The following is a 25,492-nucleotide window of genomic DNA, read 5'->3' on the forward strand; positions in this document are numbered from 1 at the left end:
GCCTTATTCCAGCCGGCCAAAACAAAACCGGCGCCCGAAGGCGCCGGCCGGAAACTGTCATCCAATGGTCTCGCAACGATCGCGTCAGGAGCTCGCGTTGAGCACGGTGACGGCGCGGCGGTTCTGCGACCAGCAGGAGATGTCGTTGCAGACCGCGACCGGGCGCTCCTTGCCGTAGGAGATGGTGCGCATGCGGCTCGGGTCGATGCCGCGCGAGGCGAGATAGGCGCGGACCGACTGGGCACGGCGGGCGCCGAGCGCGATGTTGTATTCGCGGGTGCCGCGCTCGTCGGCATGGCCTTCGATGGTGAAGGAGTAGCGGTTGTAGGTCTGCAGCCACTGCGCCTGCTTGTCGAGGGTCGCGGTCGCCTGCGGGCTGAGATCGGTCTGGTCGCTCTCGAAGAACACGCGGTCGCCGACATTGACCACGAAATCCTGCTGGCTGCCCGGGGCCGCGGCGCCCCCAATCGCGCCATTGGCGTCCAACGGATTCTTGTTGGCGCAGGCGCCCATCGACAGCGCCACCGCCAGAACCGCAACCAGCTTCAAACCCTGGAGATAATTCATTCCCGGAGCCTCCACGCTCACGCTCTTCGTACTACCCAACCGGTCTACAGGGCGATGGTTAAGCGAACGTTCCGTCAACCTTGATGAGACCTTGCCGGACCCCATCAAATGCCGGCGAACGGCGAAAAGCGCCCCCGATGGTTAATGGGTGGCAAATGTGGCGCGATGGTGAAGAGATGGCAAGGTTTGCCGGAACAAGCGGGTCTTGCTGGGAAATCCGGCCCCGGGACCGATATCGCGAACGCGCGGCCTTTAATTGCTCGGCACGATCGACGGCCGTTCGACCGGCGTCACGACCGGAGCCGGATAGATCTGGCGGCCGGCCCGGCGCTCGAACAGCATCCGCCGCTCGAAGGCACTCGAGCGCATGATCGGAAACCGGTTCAGCACCTGCTCCCGAAGGTCGCGGAACCCGGACGCCATCAGTGCGACCTTCTTCAACACGTTCGGAAACGCGCGCGGCTCGGCGATGGTCTGGTGCAGGAACACCCGGCGGTAAAAGGCCTGATGCTCGGCGCGAACCACCGCGAGCCCGGTGTCGGCGTTGAAGTGCTCGCAGGCCAGATAGGCCAGCCGCAGCGACAGATAGGGCAGCTCGGGAAAGCGCTGGGCCTTGTCGGGGTCGGCAACGAAGCGCGCCGGGTCGATGAACACCTCGCCCTTGTCGAGACGGCCGTGCAGCACGTCGCCGAACAATTCGGTGGCGTAGGACATCCGCCATTCCGAGGTCAGGACATGCAGGCGCAGCGAGCTGCAGAGTTCGCCATCGACATAGATGCCGAAGATCCAGGCGTTCGGCGCGTCATCATAGCGATCGCTGACGCGCTGCGACTCCGACGGCACGATCAGCCCGCCGTGCAGATACGCGCGATAGCGCATCAGGTAGAGTTGATCTTTGTCCTCGGGAGTTTCGATGAGCCGGTAGTCGATGCGATCAAATAGCCCCGCGCCGCGTATCGTTGGCGAAGTGCGCTCGGCTTTTGCCATTTGCTACCCTTACTCAGTTCCGAGCAACTACAACGAGTGCAAAGATTAACGGCTCCTTAACGAAATTGCAAAGCCTTAGAATTGTTAGGGTTAACCCCGCCGGCTGCGTCGCGACGAAGCTGCGACGGACGCCCATGTTGTCTATCTGGAAGCGATGGCGACGACGTGATCGTCGGGCCTGCGGTGGCCGTGCGAGGCGTTCAGCAACTGACGAATGCGCGTGGCGGGAACCGGCCTGCTGAACAGATAGCCCTGGGCCTCCGTCACCGCGCCATCGGCGCTGATCAATTCGAGCTGCTCGTTGGTCTCGATGCCCTCGACCACAACCGACATGCCGAGATCGGCGGACAGCCGCGCGACGCCGCGCAGCAGCGTCAGCGGGCGGTCGCTGTCGATGCCTTCGAGGAACGACCGGTCGATCTTGACCTTCTGCAACGGGAAATTGTGCAGATAGCTCAATGACGAATATCCCGTGCCGAAATCGTCGAGCGAGATCCGCACCCCGAGGGTGCGCAGCTGCGACAGCACGTCGTGGGTCAGCTGGGTGTTGTGCAGCAGCGAGGATTCGGTGATCTCGATCTCGAGCCGGTGCGCCGGCAGGCCAGAGACCTCGAGCGCATAGCGCACCTCGCTGAGCACGTCGCGCTGGTGGAACTGCTGCGGCGAGAAGTTGACCGCGACGCTGACCGCGCCGGGCCACTTCATGCACTCGACGCAGGCCTTGCGCAGGATCCAGCGGCCGAGATCGACGATCAGGCCCATGTCCTCGGCGACCGGAATGATGTCGACCGGCGACACCGTGCCGCGCACCGGATGGTTCCAGCGCAGCAGCGCCTCGCAGGTCGAGACCTTGCCGGACTTCAAATTGATCAGCGGCTGATAGAACAGCTCGAACTCCTCGTTGGCGAGCGCCTTGCGCAGGTCGAGCTCGAGGATGCGCCGCGCCTCGACGGTCTGCGCCATCTCGTCGCGGAAGAAGCAGAAGGTGCCGCGGCCGTCGGCCTTGGCGCGGTACAGCGCCATGTCGGCGTTCTTCAGCAGAGTGTCGGCGCTGACGCCCGGCGCGGTCATCGCGATGCCGACGCTGGCGCCGATCTCGACCAGATGATTGTCGATCTTGTAGCGCTCGCTAAGCCGCGCGACGATGCGGCGGGCGAGCCCGGCGGCGTCCTCGTGCGAATGGATGTTCTGCTGGAACACGACGAACTCGTCGCCGCCGAAGCGCGCGACGAAATCCTCGGGCCGCAGCATCTCGCGCAACCGGCCGGCGACCGCGCACAGCAGCTGGTCGCCGCAGGGATGGCCGAGCGTGTCGTTGACCTGCTTGAACTGGTCGAGGTCGACGAACAGCAGCGCCGACAATTGATTGCGGCCGTGGGCCAGCAGGCGGCCGATCTCGTCGCGGAAATTGACGCGGTTCGGCAGCTGGGTCAGGTCGTCGTAGCGCGCGAGATGGCTGATCTTGGCCTCGGCCGAGCGGCGTTCGGTGATGTCCTCGACCAGCACCACCGCGCCGCCGTCGGCCATCGGCTGGAAGGTCCAGGACAGCGCCCGGTTCCGGGTCGGATGCGGATCGGAGGTGACGATGTCCCGCGCCTGCGGATCCTCGATCTCGTCGAGGATGACCCGGCCGCTGTCCACCGAGATCGAGCCGAACTTGACGCAGGCGCCGATGATGTCGGCGGCGCTGCCGCCGCTGGTCACGAGATCGGGCGGCAGGCCCATCATCTCGCTGAAGCGATGATTCATCACCGCGAGCTGGGCAGCATGGTTGAACATGCACAGGCCGTGCGGCATGTTGTTCAGCGCGCTGTCGAACTGCGCGGCGAGCGCCGCCTCGCGCTCGCGGGCGATGATCGCGCGCATGAAGATCTTGTGCAGGTTCGCCGAGATGCCCATCAGGGCCAGCAGGAACGCGGTGCTGATGATCGACATCGCCAGATAATAGGGCGTGCCATGCCAGGCCAGCGCGAGCACGGTCGGACCGAACACCAGCGTCACCTGGAGCTGGAAGATCCACTGCCGGCCGTAGGCCCTGCCGGCGCCGCCGGCGGCGATCCCGGTGGTCACCGCAAGGCAGATCATGTGGGCCACCGCGTCGTCGGTGACCAGGAGCGTGATGGAGCACCAGGCGCCGATCGCCGCCGCCTGGATCATCGCGCCGATCTGATAGCGCTTCTGCCACCGCGCGGCCTCGCCGGCCGTCAGCGCCGATTTGCGGACCCGCGCCTGGTAGCGGTACAGGTCGATGGCGCGGGCCGCGCCGGCCAGGATGAGGCAGGCGACGCAGCCCCAGATCACGTTCTGACCGGTTCGCACCGCAGTCAGCGCCGCCGACAGCGCGACGAACACGATCCCGGCCATCAGCGGACCGGGCGTCTCGAACAGCGAATCGATCAGCGCCGCCGAAATCGACGGCGACACTTGCCGCTGGTCCGGCTGTCCGCTCTGACTTGCAAACTGCATTGTTGGGGCGCGCGTCCTACTCAGGCGCAACTCTTACCCACCGCAGATGAAGTCTTTCTGAGCGAATATCGTTAGCGAGTCGTTGTCGCGGACATTTCAGATCAGAAATATACCATCAGTTTCAGTGCGCTAGGTGAGAACTGCCGGCCCGCGCCCGTTCCCTGCGGCACTGTGCACACCCCCTCACGACAGCAGCGGCGACCAGGCGGGATCGGAGGCAAAACCCGGCGTCGGCACCCGGAGCTCGTTGCGGCCGGAGACGTCGACGGTGAACAGCGACGGCCCGCTGTTGCCGCCGGGGTCGCGGAAGAACATCACGACGCGGCCGTTCGGCGCAAAGGTCGGGCCCTCATTGTGGAAGCCCGAGGTCAGGATGCGCTCGCCCGAACCGTCGGTCTTCATGATGCCGATCGCGAACTGCCCGCCGCCCTGCTTGGTGAAGGCGATGTAGTCGCCGCGCGGCGACCACACCGGGGTCGAGTAGCTGCCGTCGCCGAACGAGATGCGCTGCGCCGCGCCGCCGGTTCCCGGCATCACGTAGATCTGCGGCTTGCCGCCGCGATCGGATTCGAAGCAAAGCCGCGAGCCGTCGGGCGCGTAGGACGGCGAGGTGTCGATCGCCGGCGTGTCGGTCAGTCGCGTCATCGCCTTGGAGCGCAGATCCATCACGAACAGGTTGGAGTTGCCGCCCTGCTGCAGGCTCATGATGATGCGCTGGCCGTCGGGCGAGAAGCGCGGCGAGAACGACATGCCCGGAAAATTGCCGACGATCTCGCGCTGGCCGGTCTCGATGTTGAGCAGGTAGACCCGCGGGTCGCCCTGCCCGAACTCCATGTAGGTGATCTCCTGCGTGGTCGGCGAGAAGCGCGGCGTCAGCACGAGGTCGGAGCCGCGGGTCAAATAGCGCACATTGGCGCCGTCCTGGTCCATCAGCGCCAGCCGCTTGACGCGGCGCTGCGCGGCGCCGCTCTCGTCGACGAACACGACGCGGGTGTCGAAATAACCCTTCTCGCCGGTCATCCGCTCATAGATCTGGTCGGAGATGATGTGGGCGATGCGCCGCCAGTATTCGGCCGAGGTCTCGAACGCATTGCCGGCGAGCTGCTGGCCGGTGTTGACGTCCCAGAGCCGGAATTCCGCCTTCACGCGGCCGTTGGCCTGGCGCGTCATGCGCCCGACCACCAGCGCCTGCGCGTTGATGCTCTTCCAGTTGTTGAGATTCGGCGGCGCGTCGATGTTGACCTGCTTCTCGAGATAGGCCGCCTGGTCGATCGGCGCGAACAGCCCGCTGCGCTTCAGATTGTTGGTGATCACCTGCGCGACGCCGACGCCGACCTCGGCATCGCCGGGCGTGCCGGCGGAAAAATTCGGGATCGCGATCGGCACCGGGGCGAACTCGCCTTCGGTGATGGTGATGCGCTTCTGCGCCAACGCTCCGCGTGCGCCGAACGTCGACGCCGCCACAAGAGCCGCCATTCCGGACATCATCTCGCGGCGGTCGGGACGAAACAACTTTTCTCGCAACTTATCTGAACTGCTCATCGGACGCTTTTGGCTTGGATAATGGTTGCACCGGGCTCAAAGTGGTTTTTCCTGGAAGACCGGCGTGAAGGACTTCCATTCTTCGAAGAATGCCGCTGGCAAGCGATACGGCTGGCACTGAATGATCGCCCGCATCGCGCTCTCCGCGTAGGCGCGGGCGTAAGGCGTGGACGGCGTGCCATCCAGCACCGGCATGCCCTCCAGACCCCCGTCGCGCTTCAGGCGAATATCAATCGCAACCTCCGGCCTCTGAGCATCGAGCCCGCCATAAGGTTTGTTCTTCCAGCACACCTCGACCTGCTGTCTGAACATCGCGCCCCACGTCGCCGAATTGTCGGCGGCCTTGCCCTTTGACGTACCGAGCGCGGCGTTGGCGTTCAGCGTATCGCCGGTCATCGAGGCGCGCGTCGGATCGCGCTTGTCGAGCAGCTCGGCGATCTTGCTCTTATCGAACACGCGGTCCTTCGGCTTCTGCTCCGGCGGCGGCTTAGCGGCCTGCGCAACCGGCTTCGGCGGCTTCTTCTCTTCCTTCTTGATCGCTTCGGCGATCGGGTCGGGCTTCACCGGATCGGGCTTTTTCTCGACCGGCTTCGGCTCCTCCTTCGGCTTGTTCTCGACCTTCTTCGGCGGATCCGGCTTCTTGTCTTCCGGCTTCTCGACCTTCGGCGCCGGCGCGGGCGCGGTGTCGGTCACCACCGGCGGCTTCTTGTCGTCGATCTTGCCGACGGCGTCGTCGGCCGGCTTGGCTTCAGCGACCTTCTCGACCAGCGGCTTGGGATTTTCCTTCTTGCCGTCCTTCTGGCCGGCCATGGCACGGGAGAGCTGGTCGGAGGAGATCACGTCGACGGCGACCGTGTCTTCCTCGGGCATCACGAACGCCTTGGTCGAAAACGACACGAGGCCCCACCCGATCACGAGGACGTGCAGGACAATCGATGCCGCCAGTGTCTTGTCGACCTTGACCTTCAAGTCAGGCTTCCCCGTGCCTTCCGCCATGCTTGCTCTTACGATCCCCCCTCCGGGATGATCACGATATTCGCCTTGAACCCCGCGGTCCTGATCTGGCCGAGCAGTTTCATCATATCCGTGTAACAGACGTCCTTGTCGCCACGCAGATAGACCACGCTTTCGGCGTCCGAGCGGGTCTCCTTGATCGCCTTGATCTTCGGCAGCAGGTCGGCGGCCGCGATCGGCGCGTCGCCGAGATAGAGCTCGACGTTCGAATTGCAGCTGCCATTGGTCCGCTTCACCGACAGCGTCAGCGGCGGCTGGTTCGACGATATCGACTTGCCGCCAGAGGCGATCGGCAGGTCGATGTCGATGTTCGACGTCATCAGCGGCGCCGCCACCATGAAAATGATGAGCAGCACCAGCATCACGTCGACCATCGGCGTGACGTTGATCTCGGCCATCACCGGCTTGCGTCCGCCGCGGCGGCGTCCGCCACCACCGCCGGACCCTGCCATGCTCATCGCCATGATCGCGCGCTCACAGTTATCGTCATCACGCCTCTTAGCCCCGTTCGTCGATCTGACGCGACAGGATGGCGGAGAACTCGTCGGCGAACCCCTCCAGGCGCTGGGCCTGCCGGTTCACCTCCGAGGTGAACTTATTGTAGAAAATTGTCGCCGGAATTGCGGCGATCAGGCCGATTGCGGTGGCAAACAGGGCCTCGGCGATGCCGGGGGCCACCACCGCCAGGGAGGTATTTTTGGAGGCCGCGATCGACTGGAAGCTCGACATGATGCCCCAGACGGTGCCGAACAGGCCGACAAAGGGGCCGGCCGAGCCGACGGTGGCCAGCACCAGCAGGCGCCGCTCCAGCCGTTCCACCTCGCGGGCGATCGAGACGTTCATGACCTTGTCGATCCGGGCCTGCAGGCCGGCAAAGGAGCGCGACTGGCTCTCGAACGAGCGTTTCCATTCCCGCATCGCAGCGACGAAACAGGCCGCCATCGACTGGGTCGGCTTGGCCGACAGCGCCCGGTAGAGCTCCTCGATCGACTGGCCGGACCAGAATGCCTGCTCGAAGCGGTCCATCGCCCGCTTGGTGCGCCCGTACAGCAGGATCTTGTCGATCGCGATCGCCCAGACCCAGACCGAGCAGGACAATAGTCCCAGCATGACGCATTTGACGACCCAATGGGCCTGCCAAAACAACGCGATCAGCGACACATCGCTCGATGCCAGTGGCAGCGTAGACTGAGCCACATCGGCGGGATTCATCGGCAATATCCTCTCAACGAATGGTCCCAACAGGCTGGCCGCGCATCGGCACCCGGCGCGGCAAAGCTGCGCGAAGGCCTTCTTACATCTGTCGCATGGGGGGCCCGTCCAAAGCCGGCACCTGCTTCCCCTGCCAACATGTCAAAACGAGGGCTTTTCTCGCGGCATTCCGACCCTAACCAAACGCTAATCATGGTTAAGGCGAGGTTACCAAAGGGAAATTCTGCGGCGGGAAATGCCGGCCGGTGAGGTGGTTGGCGGGTTCCCGAAGGGTGGTCGCGGTGCGTGGGCGCGCCGGGCACCGGATCGAACGCCGGGTCGACGTTGGGGGTGGTTCTCGGTTCATCAAACATCGCGGTGTCATCGCCCGCGCAGGCGGGTGATCCAGTATTCCAGAGACGCCAGCGATAGAACGGAGAAGCCGCGGCGTACTGGATCGCCCGGTCGAGCCGGGCGATGACAGCGTGGAGGGGGACGCAGCTTCGCATTCTCGCGACATGATTTGTCCGAGCTTTGCTTCTCGTTCCGCCCTCTCCTTGATCAGAGGGCGCAGGGAAAGCCGGGTGCCGATTGCACCCATGGGCCCGGTGCAACAAAAAAGCACCGGGGTAGGACCACAGGTGTAACCGGAAACAACCCGGCTTTCCCTGCGCGATGGGTTACGGCTTATACGTGCTCTCCCCGGCGAGACTGGGCTTTTTTGTCACCGCGCTCGACAAGACGCTACGCGCCTTGCGAGGGACACCTGCCACTAGGGCGTCAGGCCTGCACGACTTCACCGTCCGCCTCGCATGCTGTCGTCACTGGCATGCGCGGCGTCCACCGCATCTCACCGCGACGCTAATGACGATTCGCAGCGCCCCTCGATCGGGTGAGACGGGGCGAACCATACTCCAAGTTACGTTTCCGAAAAAGCGAAATATTTTTGCGCGCGGGGATTGACAGGTTTTTGCGGTGACTTGCCCGTCGGGCAGTCACAGAACCGTCACATCCGTCATTGCGGTGAGGTGAGCACACCGGCCAGGTGCTCCCTCTCCCCTTGCGGGAGAGGGTGGGGAGAGGGGTGGCCCCGGGCGAGATGATTGGTGGAGGCGTTGCTCTTGTAATCTTGAGCGCGCGCCATCGGCGCTTGGTCGAGAGAGCGCGTCGTGTGGCGCCCCTCTCCCCAACCCTCCCCCGCATCCGCCTTCGCCAAGGCTTCGGCGGACAAGAGGGGGGGAGGGAGCCCTTCCGCCGGCGCGTCTCTTACGTGAAGACGGTTCGTAGGATGGGTAGAGCGAAGCGAAACCCATCAATAGCACCTGCGCTGTGAGGTGATGGGTTTCGCTTCGCTCTACCCATCCTACGCAACCGCGCCGCAGTTCACGTCAGGTGCCGCACGATCGCGAGGCCCGCGAACAGGCCGGCGATCGACAGCGCGACCGAACCCAGCACGTAGAGCGCGGCCAGGCCGAGCTCGCCGCGCTCGTAGAGCAGCGCGGTGTCGAGCGAGAAGGCGGAGAAGGTGGTGTAGCCGCCGAGGATGCCGGTCATCAGGAACAGCCGCCACGGCTGCGCGGCCTGGCCCTTGAAGGCGAGATAGCCGGCGATCAGGCCCATCACCGTCGAGCCCGTGATGTTGATGATGAAGGTGCCCCACGGAAACGCGGTGCCGATGCAGCGCGCGCAGGTGAGGTTGATCAGATGCCGCAGCGTCGCGCCGAGACCGCCGCCGAAGAAGACGAGGAGATAACTTACTGCGTTACCCACCATTGCCCCGCTGGTGTGGTGGAAGAGCGTGATGCCTGCCGCGACATCACCCTCCCCTGAAAGGGGAGGGTCGACGCGAATGAAATGAGCGGCGGGGCGGGGTCACAGTCTCTCCGTCGAGAGACCGCTCGTTGAGAGAGTTGACCCCTCCCCGGTTCGCATTGCGCTTCGCTTCATGCGAACCGACCCTCCCCTTTCAGGGGAGGGCGAAAGCCGCCCGTGGATGGCGGCCGCGCGCGATCAGCCTGCCTTGCCGAACAGCTCGTCGACGTAATCCCAGTTGATGAGATTTTCGACGAACGCCTTCAGATAGTCCGGACGGCGGTTGCGGTAGTCGATGTAGTAGGAGTGTTCCCAGACGTCGACGCCGAGGATCGGCACCGCGCCATGGACCAGCGGGTTCTCGCCGTTCGGGGTCTTTGCGATCTCGAGCTTGCCGCCCTTGACCTGCAGCCAGGCCCAGCCCGAGCCGAACTGGCCGGCGCCGGCGGCGGCGAAGTCGGTCTTGAACTTCTCGAAGCCGCCGAGGTCCTCGTTGATCTTCTTCTCGAGCCGGCCCGGCAGCTTGCTGCCGCCGCCATTCGGCTTCATCCACTTCCAGAAATGGATGTGGTTGTAATGCTGACCGGCATTGTTGAAGACGGCCGCGTTCTTACCGAACGAGCCCTTCACGATCTCCTCGAGGGACTTGCCTTCGAATTCGGTCCCCTTGATCGCGTTGTTGCCGTTGGTGACGTAGGCCTGATGATGCTTGTCGTGGTGAAACTCCAGCGTTTCCTTGGACATGTAGGGCGCAAGGGCGTCGTGGGCGTAGGGCAGATCGGGTAGCGTGAAGGTCATGGGGTAATGTCCAACAGAGGGTGGGAGACTACACTTAACGGGTCCCCCTTATAGAAGGTTCCAGGGCGGAGAAACACCGCATTTTCAGATCGCATATACGGATCGGCAGGGCTCAAGGACAAGCGTCGAGGATCAGGACGATGAGCATCGAAATCGACATTCTCAACGGGGACGCGTCATGGCCGCGGGCCAAGCCGCTGCTCGAGGCGGTGTGGCGCCGCGATGTCGTTGAAAAACAGCCCTGGGCGCACATCGAATGGGCGCATGCGGATCTGCGCGTGCTGGTCGACGCGCCCGACGATGGCGGGCTCGCCTGCCATGTCGGTATCTACTTCCGGACCGTCATCTGGAACGGCCACAAGGTGCATATCGGCGGCATCGGCGGGGTATCGACGCGCGAGGATTGCCGGCGGCGCGGCTATGCCAGCCTCGCGCTCGACGCCGCCGTGCACACCATGCGCGCCAATGACGCGGTAAAATTTGCTCTGCTGGTGTGCGAGCCGCATAATTTCGCCTTCTACCAGGCCCGCGGCTGGCATGCTTTCACCGGCGAGGTGCGTTGCCAGCAGCCCTCCGGGCCAATCGTGTTCGAGGCGATGGCGCCGTTCGTCTACGACATCGTCCGCGCGCCGCGCCAGGGCAAGCTCGACCTATGCGGCCTGCCGTGGTGACCCCTGCGCAGGTGGAGGTGGCCGGGGCGTAGTGCGGCTCGTAATATGTCATGCATCATTTATTGACCGCGAGCTTGACCCAATTGGCGTCGAATTTCAGCCGCATCGGCAGTGCGCCCCCTCTCCCGCTTGCGGGGGAGGGTTGGGGTGGGGGCTATCTCCACGATGCGACACGTGGAGATAGCCCCCACCCGCCCCGCGCTGCGCGCGTGTCGGCCTCCCCCGCAAGCGGGAGAGGCGAAGCGAGCTCGCTGCATGACCATTGAAGCCTCAATGGACACCGTGCTTCCCGCCGCGGCGGCACCCGCGGTGCCCGTGAACGCGCTACTGACCGCGCCGATCCTGCCGACGCTGCTGCGTCTGGCGATTCCCAACACCATCGCGATGTTCGGCTCGACGCTGGTCGCGGTGGCCGAGACCTCCTATATCGGCCGGCTCGGCACCGAGCCGCTCGCCGGGATCGCGCTGGTGTTTCCGTTCGCGATGCTGACGCAGATGATGTCGGCGGGCGCGATGGGCGGCGGCGTCTCATCGGCGATCAGCCGCGCGATCGGCGCCGGCGAGCGCGACCGCGCCGCCGACCTCGCGCTGCATGCCGCGATGATCGGCGCCGGCGCCGGGCTGTTCTTCACCGTGCTGATGCTGACCTTCGGCCGCGACTTCTATGCGCTGCTCGGCGGCCGCGGCGGCGTGCTCGAGCAATCCATGCATTATTCGCAGGTGTTGTTCTCCGGCGCTGTTTCGATCTGGCTGGTCAACACGCTGGCCGCGGTGGTGCGCGGCACCGGCGACATGCGGATCCCGTCGATGACGCTGATCGCGGTCTCCTTGGTGCAGATCGCGGTCGGCGGCGTGCTGGGACTCGGACTGTTCGGCGTGCCGAGCTTTGGCATGCGCGGCGTCGCCGCGGGCCAGCTCACCGCCTTCACGCTCGGCGCGGTGTTCCTGGCCTGGTATCTGGTCAGCGGCCGCAGCCAGCTGACGCTCGATTTCAAGGCCTTCAGCTTCCAGCGCGCGATGTTTCTCGACATCCTCAAAGTCGGCGCGATCTCCTGCCTGTCGCCGCTGCAGAGCGTGCTGACCATTTTGATCTTCACAAAGATTCTCGCCGGCTTCGGCACCGAGACGCTGGCCGGCTACGGCATGGGCTCGCGGCTGGAATTCTTGCTGATCCCGATCGCGTTCGCGGTCGGCGTCGCCTCGGTGCCGATGGTCGGCATGGCCATCGGTGCGGGGCTTGTGGCGCGGGCGCGCAAGGTGGCGTGGACCGCCGGCACCGTCGCAGGGCTGGTGGTCGGGCTGGTCGGACTGATCGTCGCGCTCAAGCCGACGCTGTGGATCTCGCTGTTCACCAGCGATCCCGGCGTGACCGCGGCCGCCGCGTCCTATTTCGCGCTGGCCGGCCCCGGCTTCGGCTTCTTCGGCGTCGGCGTCTGCCTCTACTTCTCCTCGCAGGGCGCGGCCAAGGTCGGCGGCCCGGTGCTGGCGGGGACGATCCGCCTCCTGGTGGTCGGCATCGGCGGCTGGTGGCTCGCGACGGTGAGCGCGCCGGCCTGGACGCTGTTTGCGCTGGTCGGCGGCGCGATGGTGGCGTTCGGCCTTGCCACGATCGTATCGATCCGGCTGACGCGCTGGGGCTGAAGCGCGACCAACTGTCGCCCTGCATCCGATCGTTGCCTGAGCATGACCTCGTCGGCGACGCGCTGCATAATTTTTCCGACGACGCTCGCCTGATCGCGAGATTATGACATTGCAGAAGTTGTTCGACTTGCTATGCAGGCCCGCCTTTCTGGGGGAACAATCATGGCCAGCCGATTCGGATACGTGATCGCACTCGTTGCGGCGGCGCTCGCCGCGCCCGCCGCGCATGCGCAAGGCACCTCGCCGGAGCCGACCGGCGTCTGGCAGACCCAGGCCGGCGATGCCCACGTCAAGGTCAGCAAATGCGGCGGCGGCATCTGCGGCGTGGTCGTCAGCCTGCGCGAGCCGATCGATCCGATGACCGGCAAGCCGCAGGTCGACAACAAGAACCCCAACCCGTCGCTGGCCACCCGCCCGATCATCGGACTGCCGCTGTTCTCCGGCATGCATCCGGTCGCGGCGGGCAAATGGCAGGGCCAAATCTACAATGCCGACGACGGCGGCACCTATGCCAGCAGCGTCACCGTGACCGGCGAAAGCACGCTGCGCGTCGAAGGCTGCGTCGGCGCACTCTGCGGCGGCGAGACCTGGACGCGGGTCGGACGGTAGACTCTTCTCCTTCTCCCCGCTTGCTCAGTGCGCTCCCTCGCCCCGCTCTTGCGGGGCCGAGACGAGCGAAGCTCGCTCTGAGAGGGTTGGGGTGAGGGGCTTCCATCCGGCGAGCAATTCGCCGATCGTTGAGCAGTGTGCCCTGCCCCTCACCCGGATCGCACCGGACAATGCTACGCATTGCCGGGGCGATCCGACCTCTCCCCGCAAAGGGCGGGGAGAGGTGAAAAGAAACCAACTACATCGCGCGGGTCTTCAGCAGCGTGGCGGCGGCGGCGTAGCCGCCGCTGGCGCCGTCGATGAAATGGACGTGGTCGGCGCGCATCACCGACGGCGTGAAGCAGGTCATCATCGCGGCGTCCTGCTGGTGCAGGCCGTAGCGCACGATGCCCTGTGCGGCGGCGGCCGCGAGGCGCTGCTCGAGCTCGGCGGCGAGTTCGACCGTGCAGTCGAGGATCATGCGCAGACCGTCGTCGAATTTGCGGAAGTCGGAGTTTTCGACCACCTGCCGCACATAGGTCTTCGGCACGAACTTGCCGATCGGAATGTTGAACCGCATCAAGGTATAGGCCCATAGCGTGAAGCTGAGCACGACGGCGCGCCGCAGCGCCAGCGAGCCGCCACGCCGCGCGCGCGCCTCATACTCGACCCCCTGCGGCGGCCAGCGCAGCGGCGGGCCGCCGGCCGGCACCGGCCGCCCGGCTTCCGGGGTCTTCTCCACCCGCGCGACGATGTCCTCGATCACCTTGCGGAACGCCGCCGGATCGGCGCCCTTGGCCGGCAGCACCAGCACCGACAGGATGGTGCCGCGCGCCGAGGGCATCACCTCGAAGCGGCACGACAGGCCGGACAGATCGGGCTGCGTGCCGGCGGGCGCCGGATCGATGGCAAACTCGCCGCGCTTCATCGCGGCATCGGCAAATGCCAGCCCGCCACCGGAGAACATCGCATAGGACAGATTGGCCGACGGCCCGAACCGCGCGACGCGCACGTCGAGGCCGGCGGCGCGGATCGCCTTGACCGGCACCAGCGCCACCCGCAGCACCAGATCGAGGTCGTCGCGGACCCAGCGCGCGGTCGCCGCCAGCGCCTCGCGCGCCTTGTCGAAATCGGCCGGCGCGATCGCAAAGCTGGCGCCGTCGCCGCCGAACACGAAGGGAAATTCGCGCCCCTCCAGCGCATTGGTGACGGCGGCGACCACCGCGGCGCCGGCCATGTTGACCGCCTTGTAGCGCTGCGCGGCGATCGCCTTGGTCGATTCGACGATATCGGCGACGCCGACGCTCCAGTCGTCGGGCAACGGCGCATACAGCGCCGGGTCCATCAGCCGCGCGAAGCCGCGAAACACCGGAATGCCGCCGTAAAAATTTTCGCTGCCGCCAGCCATCGCACCGCCGCGCCGTTCTACCCGAGAGAATCTGTAGCAGATACGCAGCAGTTTGCGATCCGGTTTTGCAAGAGCCCCGGATTCGCCACGAGCGAATTTATTGCCCCGTCATCCTGAGGTGCGAGCGCTTGCGAGCCTCGAAGGATGAATCGGCCCGGCCGGTGGCCGTCGATCCTTCGAGGCTCGCCAAGAGGCTCGCACCTCAGGATGACGGGGATGGAGTGGCCGTAGCCCGGATGCGGCGCGACTACTTCCCCATCCCGCGCAGCACGAGCTGGTTGAGGCGGCTGGCGAAGGCGGCGGGGTCGTCGGGCATTTCGCCGTCGAGGATCTGGGCCTGCTCGAACAGCAGCAGCGACAGATCCTTGGCCTGCGCGGTGTCGCCGGCGAGGGCTGCCACCAGCGGGTGGCGCAGGTTGACCTCGAGGATCGGTTTTGTCACCGCGCCGCGGTTCTGCTGGGCGAGCAGCCGCTCCAGCGCGCGGTCGCGCGCATCGCCGCCGGCGACCAGGCAGGAGGCGCTCGCGGTCAGGCGCTGCGAGGCGCGCACATCAGAGACGCGCTCGCCGAGCGCATCCTTGATCAGCGCGATCGTGGTCGCGGCGTCCGCTTCCGGCTCGTCCTTTTTCTCGTCGGCGTCGGTGAGCGGGATCAGGCCGAAATCGACGTCGCCCTGGCTCAGCGACTTCAGCGGCTTGCCGCCGAAATCGAGCGGCGCCGAGGTCCAGAACGCATCGACCGGATCGGTCAGCAGCAGCACCTCGATGCCGCGGGCGCGCGCCGATTCCAGCTTCGGGTTCGACTTCAGCCGCTCGATGCTGTCGCCGACCAGATAGTAGATTTCGGTCTGGTTCGGCTTGAGATCGTCGACATAGTGCTTCAGCGAGCGGTTCTCGCCCGATGTCGTGGTGAAACGCGACAGCGCCAGCAGCTTTTCGCGGCGCTCAAAGTCTTCCCACAGGCCTTCCTTGATCACCGGACCGAACGCGTCCCAGATCTTTGCAAAGGTCTCGGGCTCCTTCTCGCCGATCGTCTCGAGCTCGCCGATGACGCGGCCGGTGACGGCCTTCCGGATCTGCGCCAGCTGCGGGTTGTTCTGCAGCATCTCGCGCGAGATGTTGAGCGGCAGGTCCTCGCTGTCGATCACGCCGCGGATGAAGCGGAGGTACGCCGGCAGCAGCTCAGCGTCGTCGGCGATGAAGACGCGGCGGACATAGAGCTTGACCTTGCCCTTGCGCTCGACCTGGAACAGGTCGAACGGCTTTTGCGACGGCGCGAACAGCAGCACGGCGTAGGACTGCCGGCCCTCGGCGCGGTAATGCAGCGTCATCGCCGGCTCGTCGAACGCGCCGGCGATCTGCTTGTAGGCCTGCGCATAGTCTTCCGGCTTCAGCTCGGATTTCGAGCGCTGCCACAGCGCGCTCGCCGAATTGATCTGGCGCGGCTCGCCCTCCGCCGCCGCCAAAAGGATCGGGAACTGGATGTTGTCGGAATATTCGCGGACGATGCGCTCGATCTCGTAAGCCTCGAGATATTTTGCGGCGTCCGGCTTCAGATGCAGCACGATCTCGGTGCCGCGCGCGACGCGCCTGGCATCTTCCTCGCTCGCGGGCGCGATCTCGAAGCCGCTGCCGCCGGCGGAGGTCCACACCCAGACCTCGTCGGAGCCGGCGCGGCGGCTGGTGACGACGATCTTCTCGGCGACCATGAAGGCGGCATAGAAGCCGACGCCGAACTGGCCGATCAGATTGGCGCCGTCCTTGGCCTCGGTCAGCTTTGCCAGGAACGATTTCGTGCCGGAGCGCGCGATGGTGCCGAGATTGTCGATCAGCTCCTGGCGGTCCATGCCGATGCCGGTATCGGCGACGGCGAGCGTGTTGGCGGCCTTGTCGGGCGCGATCCTGATCGCGGGCGGCGCGCCGTCGGCGATCAGCTCGGGATGGGCAATCGCCTCGTAACGCAGCTTGTCGCAGGCATCCGACGCGTTCGAGATCAATTCGCGCAGGAAGATGTCGGTCTCGGAATAGACCGAATGCACCATCAGGTGCAGCAGTTCGGCGACCTCGGCCTGGAACGGCTGGGATTCGGCAGCGGCAGTGGTGGTCATGGGGATCTCGGGGCAATCCGGAAGTGGCGGGAAAGCCCTGATATAGCGCCGCCACGCCGGCTGGCAAGATTGGCGAAGGCTTCCGGCCCGGCGCTCAGCCGGTACTCCACTGCGGGCCGCGCCTTAGTTCCGCTCGGAAATCGCCGAGATGTAGCGGCGCGCCGAGCGCTCGAACGCCGCCTTGGCGTCCGAGGCGATGTTCTTGCCCCACCAGGCGCCGTAGATGCGGTCGAACGCCAGCGGCGCCACTCTGCCCGCGATCGTGCGGACCGCGGCGGCGTTGAGCGGAATGTAGTTCGGATAGCTGTACATGAAGCTCACCGAGCGGCGGTCCATATTGACCATTGCGATGTCGCCGGTGAGCAGCGCGCCGCGGCCGTCGGCGCCTCCGCGCCAGTGCAGCATGGTGGCGCCGGCAAAGTGCCCGCCGGCCCGGATCAGCAAGATGTCGTCGGAGATGCGATGGCTGTCGCCCTGCCACGGCACGATCGATGGATACGGCCGCGTCACCCATTGCGCGTCGTCGCCGTGCAGATAGACCGGCGCGTTGCCAAACGCCGCGCTCCAGTCGGCGACCGCGCCATAATAATGCGGATGCGAGATCGCGATCGCCTTGAGGCCACCGAGCGAGGCGACATCGGCGATCGCCTCCGGCGTCGCCAGCGGCACGCAGTCCCACATCACGCAGCCGCCGCGGCCCGGCACCAGCAGCGCGCGCTGGCCGATGGCAAATGACGGCTCGAGCGCGATCCCGGTCAGGCCGAGATCGTCGCGCCACACCAGGTGATGCCGCGCCGCCAGTTGTTCGCGGGTCAGCCAGGTCTGGCCCTTCCAGTTGACATATTGCCGCTCGTCCTCGCAGATCGGGCAGGACGCCGGCGGTGTCGCGGTTTCAGGGAATTGCGCGCCGCATTGTTCGCAGGTCCACAGGGGCATCGAATGTCACCATCGCTTTCCGATCATTGCGTCGCCGTGTAGGCCTGCTGAACCGCCTTCGGCTCGGTGATGCCACCCGCGATCAGGAGCTGCAGCAGGACGCGCGCCTTCTGCGGGTTGAGGTCGAGCGCGACCGCAAAGCCGAGCTTGTCGTCCTCGACCTCGACGTTGCGGTTGACGAAGCCGGAGCCGACGCGGCTCGAGCGGACCACCACGACGCCCTGCTTCGCCGCCGCGGCCAGCGCATCGATCGCGGCCTTGGACGAATTGCCGTCGCCGACCCCCGCCAGCACGATGCCCTTGGCGCCGCGCTTGACCGCGTCCTCGATCGGCGCGGCGTCCATATTGGCATGCGAGTAGATGATGTCGACCCGCGGCAGCGGCGGCGCCTCCGGCAGCTTCAGCTTTGCACGCTCGGCCGGGACCGCCGGATGCAAATAGCGCAGCGCGCCGGTGTCGACATAGCCGACCGGCCCGGCATCGGGCGAAACGAAAGTCTGGACGCTGGTGGTGTTGGTCTTCTGCACCCAGCGCGCGCCATGGATGGTGTCGTTGAGCACCACCAGCACGCCGCGGCCGCGCGATTCCGGCGCAGAGGCGACCCGCATCGCCTCGTAAAGATTGGCCGGACCGTCGGCGCCGATCGCGGTCGAGGGCCGCATCGAGCCGACCAGCACCACCGGCACGTCGGTGTCGAGCACGTTTTGCAGGAAGAACGCGGTCTCCTCCATCGTGTCGGTGCCGTGCGTGATGACGACACCGTCGACCTCCTTGCCCTCGATCGCCGCGCGGATGCGCTTGACGAGGTCGAACCAGACCTTGTCGTTCATGTCCTGCGAGCCGATCGAGGCGATCTGCTCGGCCGAGATCCGGGCGAGCTTGTCGATCCCCGGGATAGCGGCGACCAGGTCCGCCGAGTTCACCTTGCCCGAGTCATAGGCGTTGCCGGCGCGCGCGCTGGCCTGCCCGGCAATGGTGCCGCCGGTGCCGAGCACGAGCACCCGCGCCAAGGCGGTGTCCGAGGCGCGCTGTGCGGCGGCGGGCGACACCAGCAGCCCGATCATGAGGGCAAAAGCGGCGCCGATGGTCGTCAGCGCAAAACGGGTCGATCGAAGCGAGTGAGGCGTCATTGCTTTCCCCCAGCGACACATTGGCCTGCCACAACTCGTGGTTTTGTCGCGCAACAAATGGACAAACTTGCGGCAGACCATGTGACCGGCGGAATGCTCAGCCTCAATCCAGCCTTGCAGGATTCCTGCAGGGTTAAACCTTGACATCGCGGGGGCCGCGTCGCACATTTTTCGAATATTATTCGAATTTCGGTAAACCATGGATTTCCAGCTTCCCGACGACCTCCTCGTCCTGCAGGGCCGGATCCGCGAATTCGTGCGCCGCGAGCTCAAGCCGCACGACCGGGCGATCGAGGAGACCGGCGAGGTGCCGGAAAGCGGGATGGCCGGTCTGCGCAAAATGGGATTGTTCGGCACCAACACGCCGAAGCTATTCGGCGGCCTTGGACTCACGATGCTGGGCAGTTGCATCGCGATCGAGGAACTGGCGAAGGCCCATACCGCCTTCTACTATCTGAGCGGCGTCAACGTTCACATCGGCTCGAAGGCGATCGAGTTCTTCGCCACGCCCGAGGTTCGCGACCGCTGGCTGCCCGAGCTCGCCAGCGGGCGGGTGATCGGCGCCTTCGCGCTGACCGAGCCGAATGCCGGCTCCGACGCGGCGCGGATCCAGACCACGGCGCGGCGCGACGGCGACCATTACGTCCTCGACGGCACCAAGACCTACATCACCAACGCGCCGGTCGCCGGCGTCTTCACCGTGTTCGCCACGCTCGATCCATCCGCCGGCACCAGGGGCATCGCGGCGTTCGCCGTCGACGCCAAAACCCCCGGCCTCGGCATCGGCCGCGTGGTCGAGATGGCCGCCGGGCGCGGCTCGGCGCATGCGGAGATGATCTTCGAGAACTGCCGCGTGCCGCGCGAGAACCTGCTGGGCCAGGAGGGCGAAGGCTTTGCCATCGCGATGCGGTGCCTGGATGCGGGGCGCACGCATTGGGGCGCCTATTGCGTCGGCGCGGCGAGCCAGCTGTTGGACTATGCGCTCGACCATGTCTCCGCGCGCGAGGCGTTCGGACGCAAGCTGCGCGACCACCAGGGCATCGAATGGCAGATCGCCGACATGGCGAGCGCGCTGCACGCCGCGCGCCTCGTCGCCTATGAGGCGGCCTGGCGCTACGACCAGGGCGACGCGGCGGCGCGAACCGCGGCGGCGGCGCTGTCGAAATACACCGGCGCCGACATGGTGCAGCGCGTTGCCGACACCACCATGCAGCTGTTCGGTGGTGCCGGTTATTCCAGAGACCTGCCGATTGAACGGATCTGGCGGGAAACCCGGGTGGTCCGCATCCTGGATGGCACATCCGAGATCATGCGCCAGATCATCGCCCGCAACGCGTTCCGGGCCCATGAACGGCGCAATGCGCCGCCCTGATGGCAGACCCGCGCTGTATCCGATGGCAATAGCGCTTGGTGTTCTCCGGTCCCTGCCTTACTCTTTTTCGGGGGACGCGAGGAGACGCCGGTGGCTTCGGGGACGACACTCAAGCTCAAGCAGCAGCGCAGCCGTGAGCGGCGCGAGCAGATCCTTGCCGCGGCGACAAAACTGTTCGGCGAGCGGGGCATCGACGGCACCTCGCTCACCGACATCGCCGCGGCGGCCAAGGTGCCGCTCTCCAGCCTCTACGATTACTTCGAGGACAAGCGGGCGCTGGTGCTGGAGGTGCCCGAGGGCAATTTCGAAGCGCTGTATCAGAAGACCGAGCCGCTGCTGGTGAAGGGCGGCGACGCCGTCGAGCAGCTGCGCATCATCTTCATGACCAACTTCGAATACATCAGGGAGAATCCGAGCTGGGGCCGCGTGTTCTTCCTCGAGATCTGGCCGAGCGTCCTCGCCTCGGAGCCGCGGGTCAAGAAGGCGGTCGACAAATACGCGCTGCGCTACGTGCAGCTGATCAAGCAGGCGATCCGCGCCGGCACCTATCGCAAAAATCTCGATCCCTACACCGCGATGTCGCTGATGATGGGCGGGATGTGCCACCTCACCGCGGTCTGGCTGCTGTACGGCCGCAAATACGATCTGGTGAAGAAGGGCAAGTCGCTGTTCACGACACTGCATAACGGCTTCGTGCAGCGTTAACACCTCCCAGTGTCTGGCCGTCGTCCATGCGAAGCATGGGACGACAGCGTGGTTGAGAAGATAGTCTTCGCACCCCCTACACAGCTGTCTCGATCATGCTCTAGTATGACTGGCGGAGACCGCGCGAACCTGATGTCGCGGCGATCGGGCAAGGGGCGGGCAAGGGGAATGAACCGATGGACGTGAGGGCTGTCCTGCCGCCGCGCGGACGCGACTATCGCCTGGATCTGCTGCGCGGGTTCGCCAACTGGGCGATCTATCTCGATCACATCCCGAACAACGCGGTCAACTGGATCACGCAGAAGAATTTCGGCTTCAGCGACGCCGCCGACCTGTTCGTGTTCATCTCCGGCTACACCGCCTCGTTCGTCTATGCGCGGATCATGATGGAGCGCGGCTTCGTGATCGGCGCCACCCGCCTGGTCAAGCGGGCCTGGCAGATCTATGTCGCGCATGTCCTGCTGTTCGTGATCTACATCGCCGAGATCGGCTATCTCGCGCAGCACTACCACGACCCGAACCTGGAGAACGAATTCAACGTCGCGGGCTTCATGCACAACCCGGCCGAGACGCTCTATCAGGGCCTGCTGCTGGCGTTCAAGCCGGTCAACATGGACGTGCTGCCGCTCTATATCGCGCTGATGCTGGTATATCCGCTGGTGCTCGCAATGATGTTGCGGCGGCTCAATCTGACGCTTCTGCTGTCGTTCCTGCTCTATCTCGCCGCACGCCATTTCGGCTGGAACGTGCCGGCCTATCCGAGCGGCTCGTGGTACTTCAATCCGTTCTGCTGGCAATTCCTGTTCGTGTTCGGCGGCTGGTTCGCGCTCGGCGGCGCCAGCGAGTCGATCAAGTTCATCCGCTCGCGCGCCTTCCTGGTGCTGGGCGCGGCCTATCTGCTGTTCGCGCTTGTCATGACGCTGGCAGGACGCTTCCCCGAGCTCGGGCAGGCGATGCCGGCCTGGCTCTACGATGCGTTCAATCCGAACGACAAGACCAACCTCGCGCCCTATCGCGTGCTGCACTTCGTGGTGCTCGCCTTCTTCGTCACCCGCTATTTGCCGCGCGAGTGGCCCGGCTACGAATGGCCGATCTTCCAGCCCATCATCAAGTGTGGCCAGCAGTCGCTCGAGGTGTTCTGCTCCGGCGTGTTCCTTGCCGTCGTCGCCCACGTGATCCTGGTCGAGGTTTCCGGCAGTCTGTGGATGCAGATCCTGGTCAGCGTGATCGGCATCGTGCTGATGACGATACTCGCCTATTACCGCTCATGGTCGAAGAAGGTCGACAAGGCGCCGGCAAAGACACCGGCAGCGGTGAAGCTGGCGGAGTAGATCCCTGCCCTTCGCCTCTCCCCATCTGCGAGGAGAGGCCGGATCGCATCCAAGATGCGATCCGGGTGAGGGGGAGCCTCCGCAAATCCACCTGTCAGCGAGTTCGAGGAGATAGCCCCTCACCCCAACCCTCTCCCCGTAAGAACGGGGCGAGGGAGCGCAGTGTCGTCTGCGGCTGCTGCTCAGCTTGATCTCATCACGTCTTGGCTCCGCGCCCCGCGCCGGCCATCGCGAGATTTTGCAAAGCGATGCGCATCGTCCGACGACAGATTGCCGCACGCGTCGGATCCCCGCTCCCGTCATTGGCCTGCACGACGACACATCCGTTGCGCAATTAGCGGGGAACAAGGTGGATTGAGCCTCGTTGCGGTAGCAGACGCCTCGCGCTGCCGGATCGACCACGATGGGAGAACGCCGTGGAGAGCAATATCAAAGACCTGTTTGACGCCTACGAGCGCTTCTTCGGCCGCGCGCTTGCCGGCGAGGCCGCGATGGGTGAGGCGGAATCGTTCTATGCCGCCGAATTCATTGCGGCGTCGCCGAACGGAGTCATGACCGGAAAGAACGATGCGCGACTGAGGCAGCTGATGGCCGAAGGCTATGCCCGCTACCGGTCGATCGGAACCAAGGCCATGCAGATCCGACATCTGCGGATCTCGCCGATCGACGAGCAGCATTGCGTCGCCCACGTCGCCTGGCGGGCACGCTATGCGCGCAAGGACCTGCCCGACGTGACGATCGACTTCGACGTGCATTACCTGGTGCAGCAACTCGGCACGCAGGCGAAGATCTTCGGCTGGGTATCGGGCGACGAGCAGGCCGTCCTGCAACAGCACGGCATCATCTGAAGCTCGCCGGCCCAAGACAAAGGGTCGGCCCCCAAATTGCAGGTTTACCCCTGCTCATTCGCCTTATCATATCAGTGGAGAGACCTCGTCGGCGGAAAACGCCAGCACTTTCGACTGAAATTTTCTGAAGATTTTGGTGCCGCCTTTTACTCGAATTTCCGTCGCGGCCCTCTAGCTGCAGCGCCGAAAGTTCCCATCTCCAGAACGGAGCGGCGCCCCTTCAGCGGTCATTCTCCCTGCCGGTTACGGGTTACGGACTACGCGAGCATTTCGGTCGCATCGACCTCATTTGCGCTGCGGGCGGCTCAATAAAACAAAGCTTTATTCGGCCTGGAATGGAAATGAGCGTAGCACGCGAGTCGATCGAGTTACTGGGCCAGCTGGCGCGGATCCTGTGGTTTGAAGGCACCAGGCACGGACTGCGCGACCGCGAATGGATGGCGCTGCGCTTCCTCTCCCGCGCCAACCGCTTCTCCAGAACGCCGTCGGCGCTGGCGAGCTATGTCGGCACCACCCGAGGCACCGCGTCCTTCATCATCAACGAGCTTGAACGGCTGGGGTATCTGGAGCGCAAGCCCTCCGCCGAGGACAAGCGCTCTGTGATGCTCAATGTCACACAGCCGGGCAGGAAGTTCCTGGCGCGCGATCCCGTCAAGGCGCTGGAAGGCGCACTCGGCGCGCTCGACGACGACAGCAAGCTGCATTTTCGCGACGCGCTCCGCCATGTGCTCGATCAATCCGACGAGGCCGATCGCAAGCACCATGCCGATGTCTGCAAGCGCTGCATTTTCCTCAGGGAGGATCGCACGACCATCGCCGGCAAGACAGTGGTGGAATTCACCTGCCGGCTGTTTCGCGCCGGGATCGCCGAGGCGGAGACCGATCTGCTGTGCACGAGCTTCGAGCATCACCGGCCCTAAAGCACGATGAGATTGGGTTGAATCGTCATCGCGCTTCTAGTCGCGGTGGCCAACGCAAGCCTCGCGATCACGGCGCCGGCTTGCGCGCCGAGTAGATCGCCCCGCTGCCGCACAGCACGACCAGGCGTCCGTTCTCGTTTCTGATGTCCTCGATGCGGCCGAGCCCGGGAACCTGCTGGCCGAGCATGGCCTCGACCACGCCGTTCGGTCCCTGCAGGATGGCAATGCCTTCATATGCTTGGCGAACCGTCCAGCCCTTGACCACCTTGCGCGGCGCCTGTGCGTGCTCGGGCGGCGATACCGAACCGGTGACGCTGATGTCGGCAGCCGCGGCGGCCGACGCCAGCATCGGCATCGCCTGCGCCGCTGGCTGCGATTGCGGCGCGACCGGCGCGGCCGCCTGGGCCTGCGCCTGGGCCAGCCTGTCGAGCTTCACCGTCGGGGACGAGCTGACCCGCTCGATGCGGTCCAGATTCTCGGCGAACCGGCCGAAGCGATCGTTGGTCGCCTTGCTCGATTGATCGACCGCCGTGCGCAAGCCGTCGAGGTTTTCGGTGACGCCCGACATCTGCTTGCGCAGCTGCGCCACCGTATCGCGCAGGCTCCTGATCTCGGCATTGGCCGCGGTGTTGGTCGGGGCCGGCTGCATGGTGATGAGGTAGGCCATCACGCCCGTGCAGACGCTGACCACGACGCCGACGGCAACCGCCAGGCTTGCGAGCGGCACCACCCAGGGCGGACGCGGCGGCGGCGGCTTGGCCACGATCACGGCCGGCCGCACCACCGCCGGCGCGGGTGTCGGGATCGCCATCTTGTCCATGCGCGCCTTGGCGCGAATGCGCTTGAGACCCTCGAGCGCCTGCCTGGCCAGCACCTCGTCAGCCGTCGCGGTCGAGGCCTTCGCACCTGTCGCAGGGCTAGCGGTCTGCATCGAAGCCTGCTTCGGGTCGCGCGGCTCGGTGGCCTGCTTCGCCGCCCCCAGCGTATTCACGGTGTCATTGGGACGAGCTTTGCCGCCGGACGACATCTGAAATGCTCCGCCTCGATTTGATTCTGCTGAGCGACGCTAGTTGCCAAAGCTTGCCCGAAGCCAGTGCACGGCAAGACGTCGATGCGACGTTGCCAGCTCAATTCAGTTCGACACATCCAAGGCAAAGATGAGTCTGAAAAGACACACCGCCGCCGCAAGATTTAAGAAAGTCTATTGCACCGCGACACCTCGGCGAAGCTTCGCGGCACCAGGCGGGCGTTCAGGCGTCAATCCGGGATTGCAAACCGCTCAACGAGCACGAGGACGAACCCGTTCAAACTGCTCGGATTTCACCGCCACTTAACAAGATCAAACGATGTGCGAATACATATAGTTCGATTTCAAAACCAATTGGTATTCATCGAAACACCAAGAAACGATCAGTAAACAACAATAACATAAAGCAAGTTTACCAACAGATTCGTTTC

Annotated in this window: 22 protein-coding genes; 8 read left to right on the plus strand and 14 right to left on the minus strand. The window is 65.2% G+C overall.

Annotated features, from left to right (window positions below; all coding sequences use genetic code 11):
• Nucleotides 1–84: 84 nt before the first annotated feature.
• The 9 genes from pal to XH93_RS38050 form a co-directional block, all read right to left on the minus strand.
• The gene (gene pal / locus XH93_RS38010; RefSeq protein ID WP_139486554.1) at nt 85–567 is read right to left on the minus strand and encodes a peptidoglycan-associated lipoprotein Pal; all 483 of its coding nucleotides are present in this window, start codon (nt 565–567) and stop codon (nt 85–87) included.
• 252 nt (nt 568–819) lie between these two features.
• Complete coding sequence (locus tag XH93_RS38015; RefSeq protein ID WP_139486553.1) at nt 820–1,554, minus strand: hypothetical protein; 735 nt, start codon at nt 1,552–1,554, stop codon at nt 820–822.
• A 141-nt stretch (nt 1,555–1,695) separates the two neighbouring features.
• Complete coding sequence (locus XH93_RS38020) at nt 1,696–4,020, minus strand: bifunctional diguanylate cyclase/phosphodiesterase (protein ID WP_194471370.1); 2,325 nt, start codon at nt 4,018–4,020, stop codon at nt 1,696–1,698.
• Between the two features lie 183 nt (nt 4,021–4,203).
• Nucleotides 4,204–5,505, minus strand: a complete 1,302-nt coding sequence (tolB, locus tag XH93_RS38025) for a Tol-Pal system beta propeller repeat protein TolB (RefSeq protein WP_244622510.1) — start codon at nt 5,503–5,505, stop codon at nt 4,204–4,206.
• A gap of 93 nt (nt 5,506–5,598) precedes the next feature.
• The gene (locus XH93_RS38030) at nt 5,599–6,531 is read right to left on the minus strand and encodes a cell envelope integrity protein TolA (RefSeq protein ID WP_246799425.1); all 933 of its coding nucleotides are present in this window, start codon (nt 6,529–6,531) and stop codon (nt 5,599–5,601) included.
• A 35-nt stretch (nt 6,532–6,566) separates the two neighbouring features.
• Nucleotides 6,567–7,040, minus strand: a complete 474-nt coding sequence (locus XH93_RS38035) for a biopolymer transporter ExbD (protein WP_139486549.1) — start codon at nt 7,038–7,040, stop codon at nt 6,567–6,569.
• Between the two features lie 34 nt (nt 7,041–7,074).
• Nucleotides 7,075–7,788, minus strand: a complete 714-nt coding sequence (tolQ, locus tag XH93_RS38040) for a protein TolQ (protein ID WP_139486548.1) — start codon at nt 7,786–7,788, stop codon at nt 7,075–7,077.
• A gap of 1,362 nt (nt 7,789–9,150) precedes the next feature.
• Nucleotides 9,151–9,537, minus strand: a complete 387-nt coding sequence (gene crcB / locus XH93_RS38045; protein ID WP_246799426.1) for a fluoride efflux transporter CrcB — start codon at nt 9,535–9,537, stop codon at nt 9,151–9,153.
• A 240-nt stretch (nt 9,538–9,777) separates the two neighbouring features.
• Nucleotides 9,778–10,377: a superoxide dismutase gene (locus XH93_RS38050; RefSeq protein ID WP_194471373.1), complete on the minus strand. Its 600-nt coding sequence runs from the start codon at nt 10,375–10,377 to the stop codon at nt 9,778–9,780.
• Between the two features lie 140 nt (nt 10,378–10,517).
• Between XH93_RS38050 and XH93_RS38055 the strand changes: the two genes are divergently transcribed.
• The 3 genes from XH93_RS38055 (at nt 10,518) to XH93_RS38065 (ending at nt 13,298) form a co-directional block, all read left to right on the plus strand.
• Nucleotides 10,518–11,048 carry a GNAT family N-acetyltransferase gene (locus XH93_RS38055; RefSeq protein ID WP_194471374.1) on the plus strand — a complete coding sequence of 177 codons (531 nt, stop codon included), beginning with the start codon at nt 10,518–10,520 and terminating at the stop codon, nt 11,046–11,048.
• A gap of 255 nt (nt 11,049–11,303) precedes the next feature.
• Nucleotides 11,304–12,689 (plus strand): MATE family efflux transporter, encoded by a 1,386-nt coding sequence (locus XH93_RS38060; protein ID WP_194471375.1) that lies wholly within the window; start codon nt 11,304–11,306, stop codon nt 12,687–12,689.
• Between the two features lie 162 nt (nt 12,690–12,851).
• The gene (locus XH93_RS38065; protein ID WP_194471376.1) at nt 12,852–13,298 is read left to right on the plus strand and encodes a DUF2147 domain-containing protein; all 447 of its coding nucleotides are present in this window, start codon (nt 12,852–12,854) and stop codon (nt 13,296–13,298) included.
• Nucleotides 13,299–13,536: 238 nt separating this feature from the next.
• Here XH93_RS38065 and XH93_RS38070 read toward each other — a convergent pair whose 3' ends face one another.
• From XH93_RS38070 to XH93_RS38085, 4 genes are all read right to left on the minus strand, one after another.
• Nucleotides 13,537–14,685, minus strand: a complete 1,149-nt coding sequence (locus tag XH93_RS38070; protein WP_194471377.1) for a DUF3095 domain-containing protein — start codon at nt 14,683–14,685, stop codon at nt 13,537–13,539.
• Nucleotides 14,686–14,932: 247 nt separating this feature from the next.
• Nucleotides 14,933–16,792 (minus strand): molecular chaperone HtpG, encoded by a 1,860-nt coding sequence (gene htpG / locus XH93_RS38075; RefSeq protein WP_194471378.1) that lies wholly within the window; start codon nt 16,790–16,792, stop codon nt 14,933–14,935.
• Between the two features lie 123 nt (nt 16,793–16,915).
• The gene (locus XH93_RS38080) at nt 16,916–17,728 is read right to left on the minus strand and encodes an MBL fold metallo-hydrolase (RefSeq protein WP_194471379.1); all 813 of its coding nucleotides are present in this window, start codon (nt 17,726–17,728) and stop codon (nt 16,916–16,918) included.
• A gap of 23 nt (nt 17,729–17,751) precedes the next feature.
• Nucleotides 17,752–18,858: an asparaginase gene (locus XH93_RS38085; protein ID WP_194471380.1), complete on the minus strand. Its 1,107-nt coding sequence runs from the start codon at nt 18,856–18,858 to the stop codon at nt 17,752–17,754.
• A 199-nt stretch (nt 18,859–19,057) separates the two neighbouring features.
• Between XH93_RS38085 and XH93_RS38090 the strand changes: the two genes are divergently transcribed.
• The 5 genes from XH93_RS38090 to XH93_RS38110 all read left to right on the plus strand — a co-directional run bounded on the left by XH93_RS38090 (nt 19,058) and on the right by XH93_RS38110 (nt 24,034).
• Nucleotides 19,058–20,230, plus strand: a complete 1,173-nt coding sequence (locus XH93_RS38090) for an acyl-CoA dehydrogenase family protein (RefSeq protein WP_194471381.1) — start codon at nt 19,058–19,060, stop codon at nt 20,228–20,230.
• Nucleotides 20,231–20,320: 90 nt separating this feature from the next.
• Complete coding sequence (locus XH93_RS38095) at nt 20,321–20,935, plus strand: TetR/AcrR family transcriptional regulator (protein WP_194471382.1); 615 nt, start codon at nt 20,321–20,323, stop codon at nt 20,933–20,935.
• 176 nt (nt 20,936–21,111) lie between these two features.
• The gene (locus tag XH93_RS38100; RefSeq protein ID WP_194471383.1) at nt 21,112–22,266 is read left to right on the plus strand and encodes an OpgC domain-containing protein; all 1,155 of its coding nucleotides are present in this window, start codon (nt 21,112–21,114) and stop codon (nt 22,264–22,266) included.
• Between the two features lie 416 nt (nt 22,267–22,682).
• Nucleotides 22,683–23,114, plus strand: a complete 432-nt coding sequence (locus XH93_RS38105; protein ID WP_194471384.1) for a nuclear transport factor 2 family protein — start codon at nt 22,683–22,685, stop codon at nt 23,112–23,114.
• Nucleotides 23,115–23,455: 341 nt separating this feature from the next.
• On the plus strand, nt 23,456–24,034 hold the full coding sequence (locus XH93_RS38110; protein WP_194471385.1) for a MarR family winged helix-turn-helix transcriptional regulator: 579 nt from the start codon (nt 23,456–23,458) through the stop codon (nt 24,032–24,034).
• A 67-nt stretch (nt 24,035–24,101) separates the two neighbouring features.
• Here XH93_RS38110 and XH93_RS38115 read toward each other — a convergent pair whose 3' ends face one another.
• A complete protein-coding gene (locus XH93_RS38115; RefSeq protein ID WP_194471386.1) occupies nt 24,102–25,061 on the minus strand; it encodes a hypothetical protein in 960 nt (319 codons plus the stop codon).
• Nucleotides 25,062–25,492: the final 431 nt, after the last annotated feature.

It is taken from the genome of Bradyrhizobium sp. CCBAU 51753 (genome assembly GCF_015291565.1).
GTDB classification, from domain to species: domain Bacteria; phylum Pseudomonadota; class Alphaproteobacteria; order Rhizobiales; family Xanthobacteraceae; genus Bradyrhizobium; species Bradyrhizobium ivorense.

Coding starts and splice junctions, on each gene's coding strand:
- pal (WP_139486554.1), bottom strand. CDS start 567: ATGAATTATCTCCAGGGTTTGAAGCTGGTTGCGGTTCTGGCGGTGGCG.
- XH93_RS38015 (WP_139486553.1), bottom strand. CDS start 1,554: ATGGCAAAAGCCGAGCGCACTTCGCCAACGATACGCGGCGCGGGGCTA.
- XH93_RS38020 (WP_194471370.1), bottom strand. CDS start 4,020: ATGCAGTTTGCAAGTCAGAGCGGACAGCCGGACCAGCGGCAAGTGTCG.
- tolB (WP_244622510.1), bottom strand. CDS start 5,505: ATGTCCGGAATGGCGGCTCTTGTGGCGGCGTCGACGTTCGGCGCACGC.
- XH93_RS38035 (WP_139486549.1), bottom strand. CDS start 7,040: ATGGCGATGAGCATGGCAGGGTCCGGCGGTGGTGGCGGACGCCGCCGC.
- tolQ (WP_139486548.1), bottom strand. CDS start 7,788: ATGAATCCCGCCGATGTGGCTCAGTCTACGCTGCCACTGGCATCGAGC.
- XH93_RS38050 (WP_194471373.1), bottom strand. CDS start 10,377: ATGACCTTCACGCTACCCGATCTGCCCTACGCCCACGACGCCCTTGCG.
- XH93_RS38055 (WP_194471374.1), top strand. CDS start 10,518: ATGAGCATCGAAATCGACATTCTCAACGGGGACGCGTCATGGCCGCGG.
- XH93_RS38060 (WP_194471375.1), top strand. CDS start 11,304: ATGACCATTGAAGCCTCAATGGACACCGTGCTTCCCGCCGCGGCGGCA.
- XH93_RS38065 (WP_194471376.1), top strand. CDS start 12,852: ATGGCCAGCCGATTCGGATACGTGATCGCACTCGTTGCGGCGGCGCTC.
- XH93_RS38070 (WP_194471377.1), bottom strand. CDS start 14,685: ATGGCTGGCGGCAGCGAAAATTTTTACGGCGGCATTCCGGTGTTTCGC.
- htpG (WP_194471378.1), bottom strand. CDS start 16,792: ATGACCACCACTGCCGCTGCCGAATCCCAGCCGTTCCAGGCCGAGGTC.
- XH93_RS38080 (WP_194471379.1), bottom strand. CDS start 17,728: ATGCCCCTGTGGACCTGCGAACAATGCGGCGCGCAATTCCCTGAAACC.
- XH93_RS38085 (WP_194471380.1), bottom strand. CDS start 18,858: ATGACGCCTCACTCGCTTCGATCGACCCGTTTTGCGCTGACGACCATC.
- XH93_RS38090 (WP_194471381.1), top strand. CDS start 19,058: ATGGATTTCCAGCTTCCCGACGACCTCCTCGTCCTGCAGGGCCGGATC.
- XH93_RS38100 (WP_194471383.1), top strand. CDS start 21,112: ATGGACGTGAGGGCTGTCCTGCCGCCGCGCGGACGCGACTATCGCCTG.
- XH93_RS38110 (WP_194471385.1), top strand. CDS start 23,456: ATGAGCGTAGCACGCGAGTCGATCGAGTTACTGGGCCAGCTGGCGCGG.
- XH93_RS38115 (WP_194471386.1), bottom strand. CDS start 25,061: ATGTCGTCCGGCGGCAAAGCTCGTCCCAATGACACCGTGAATACGCTG.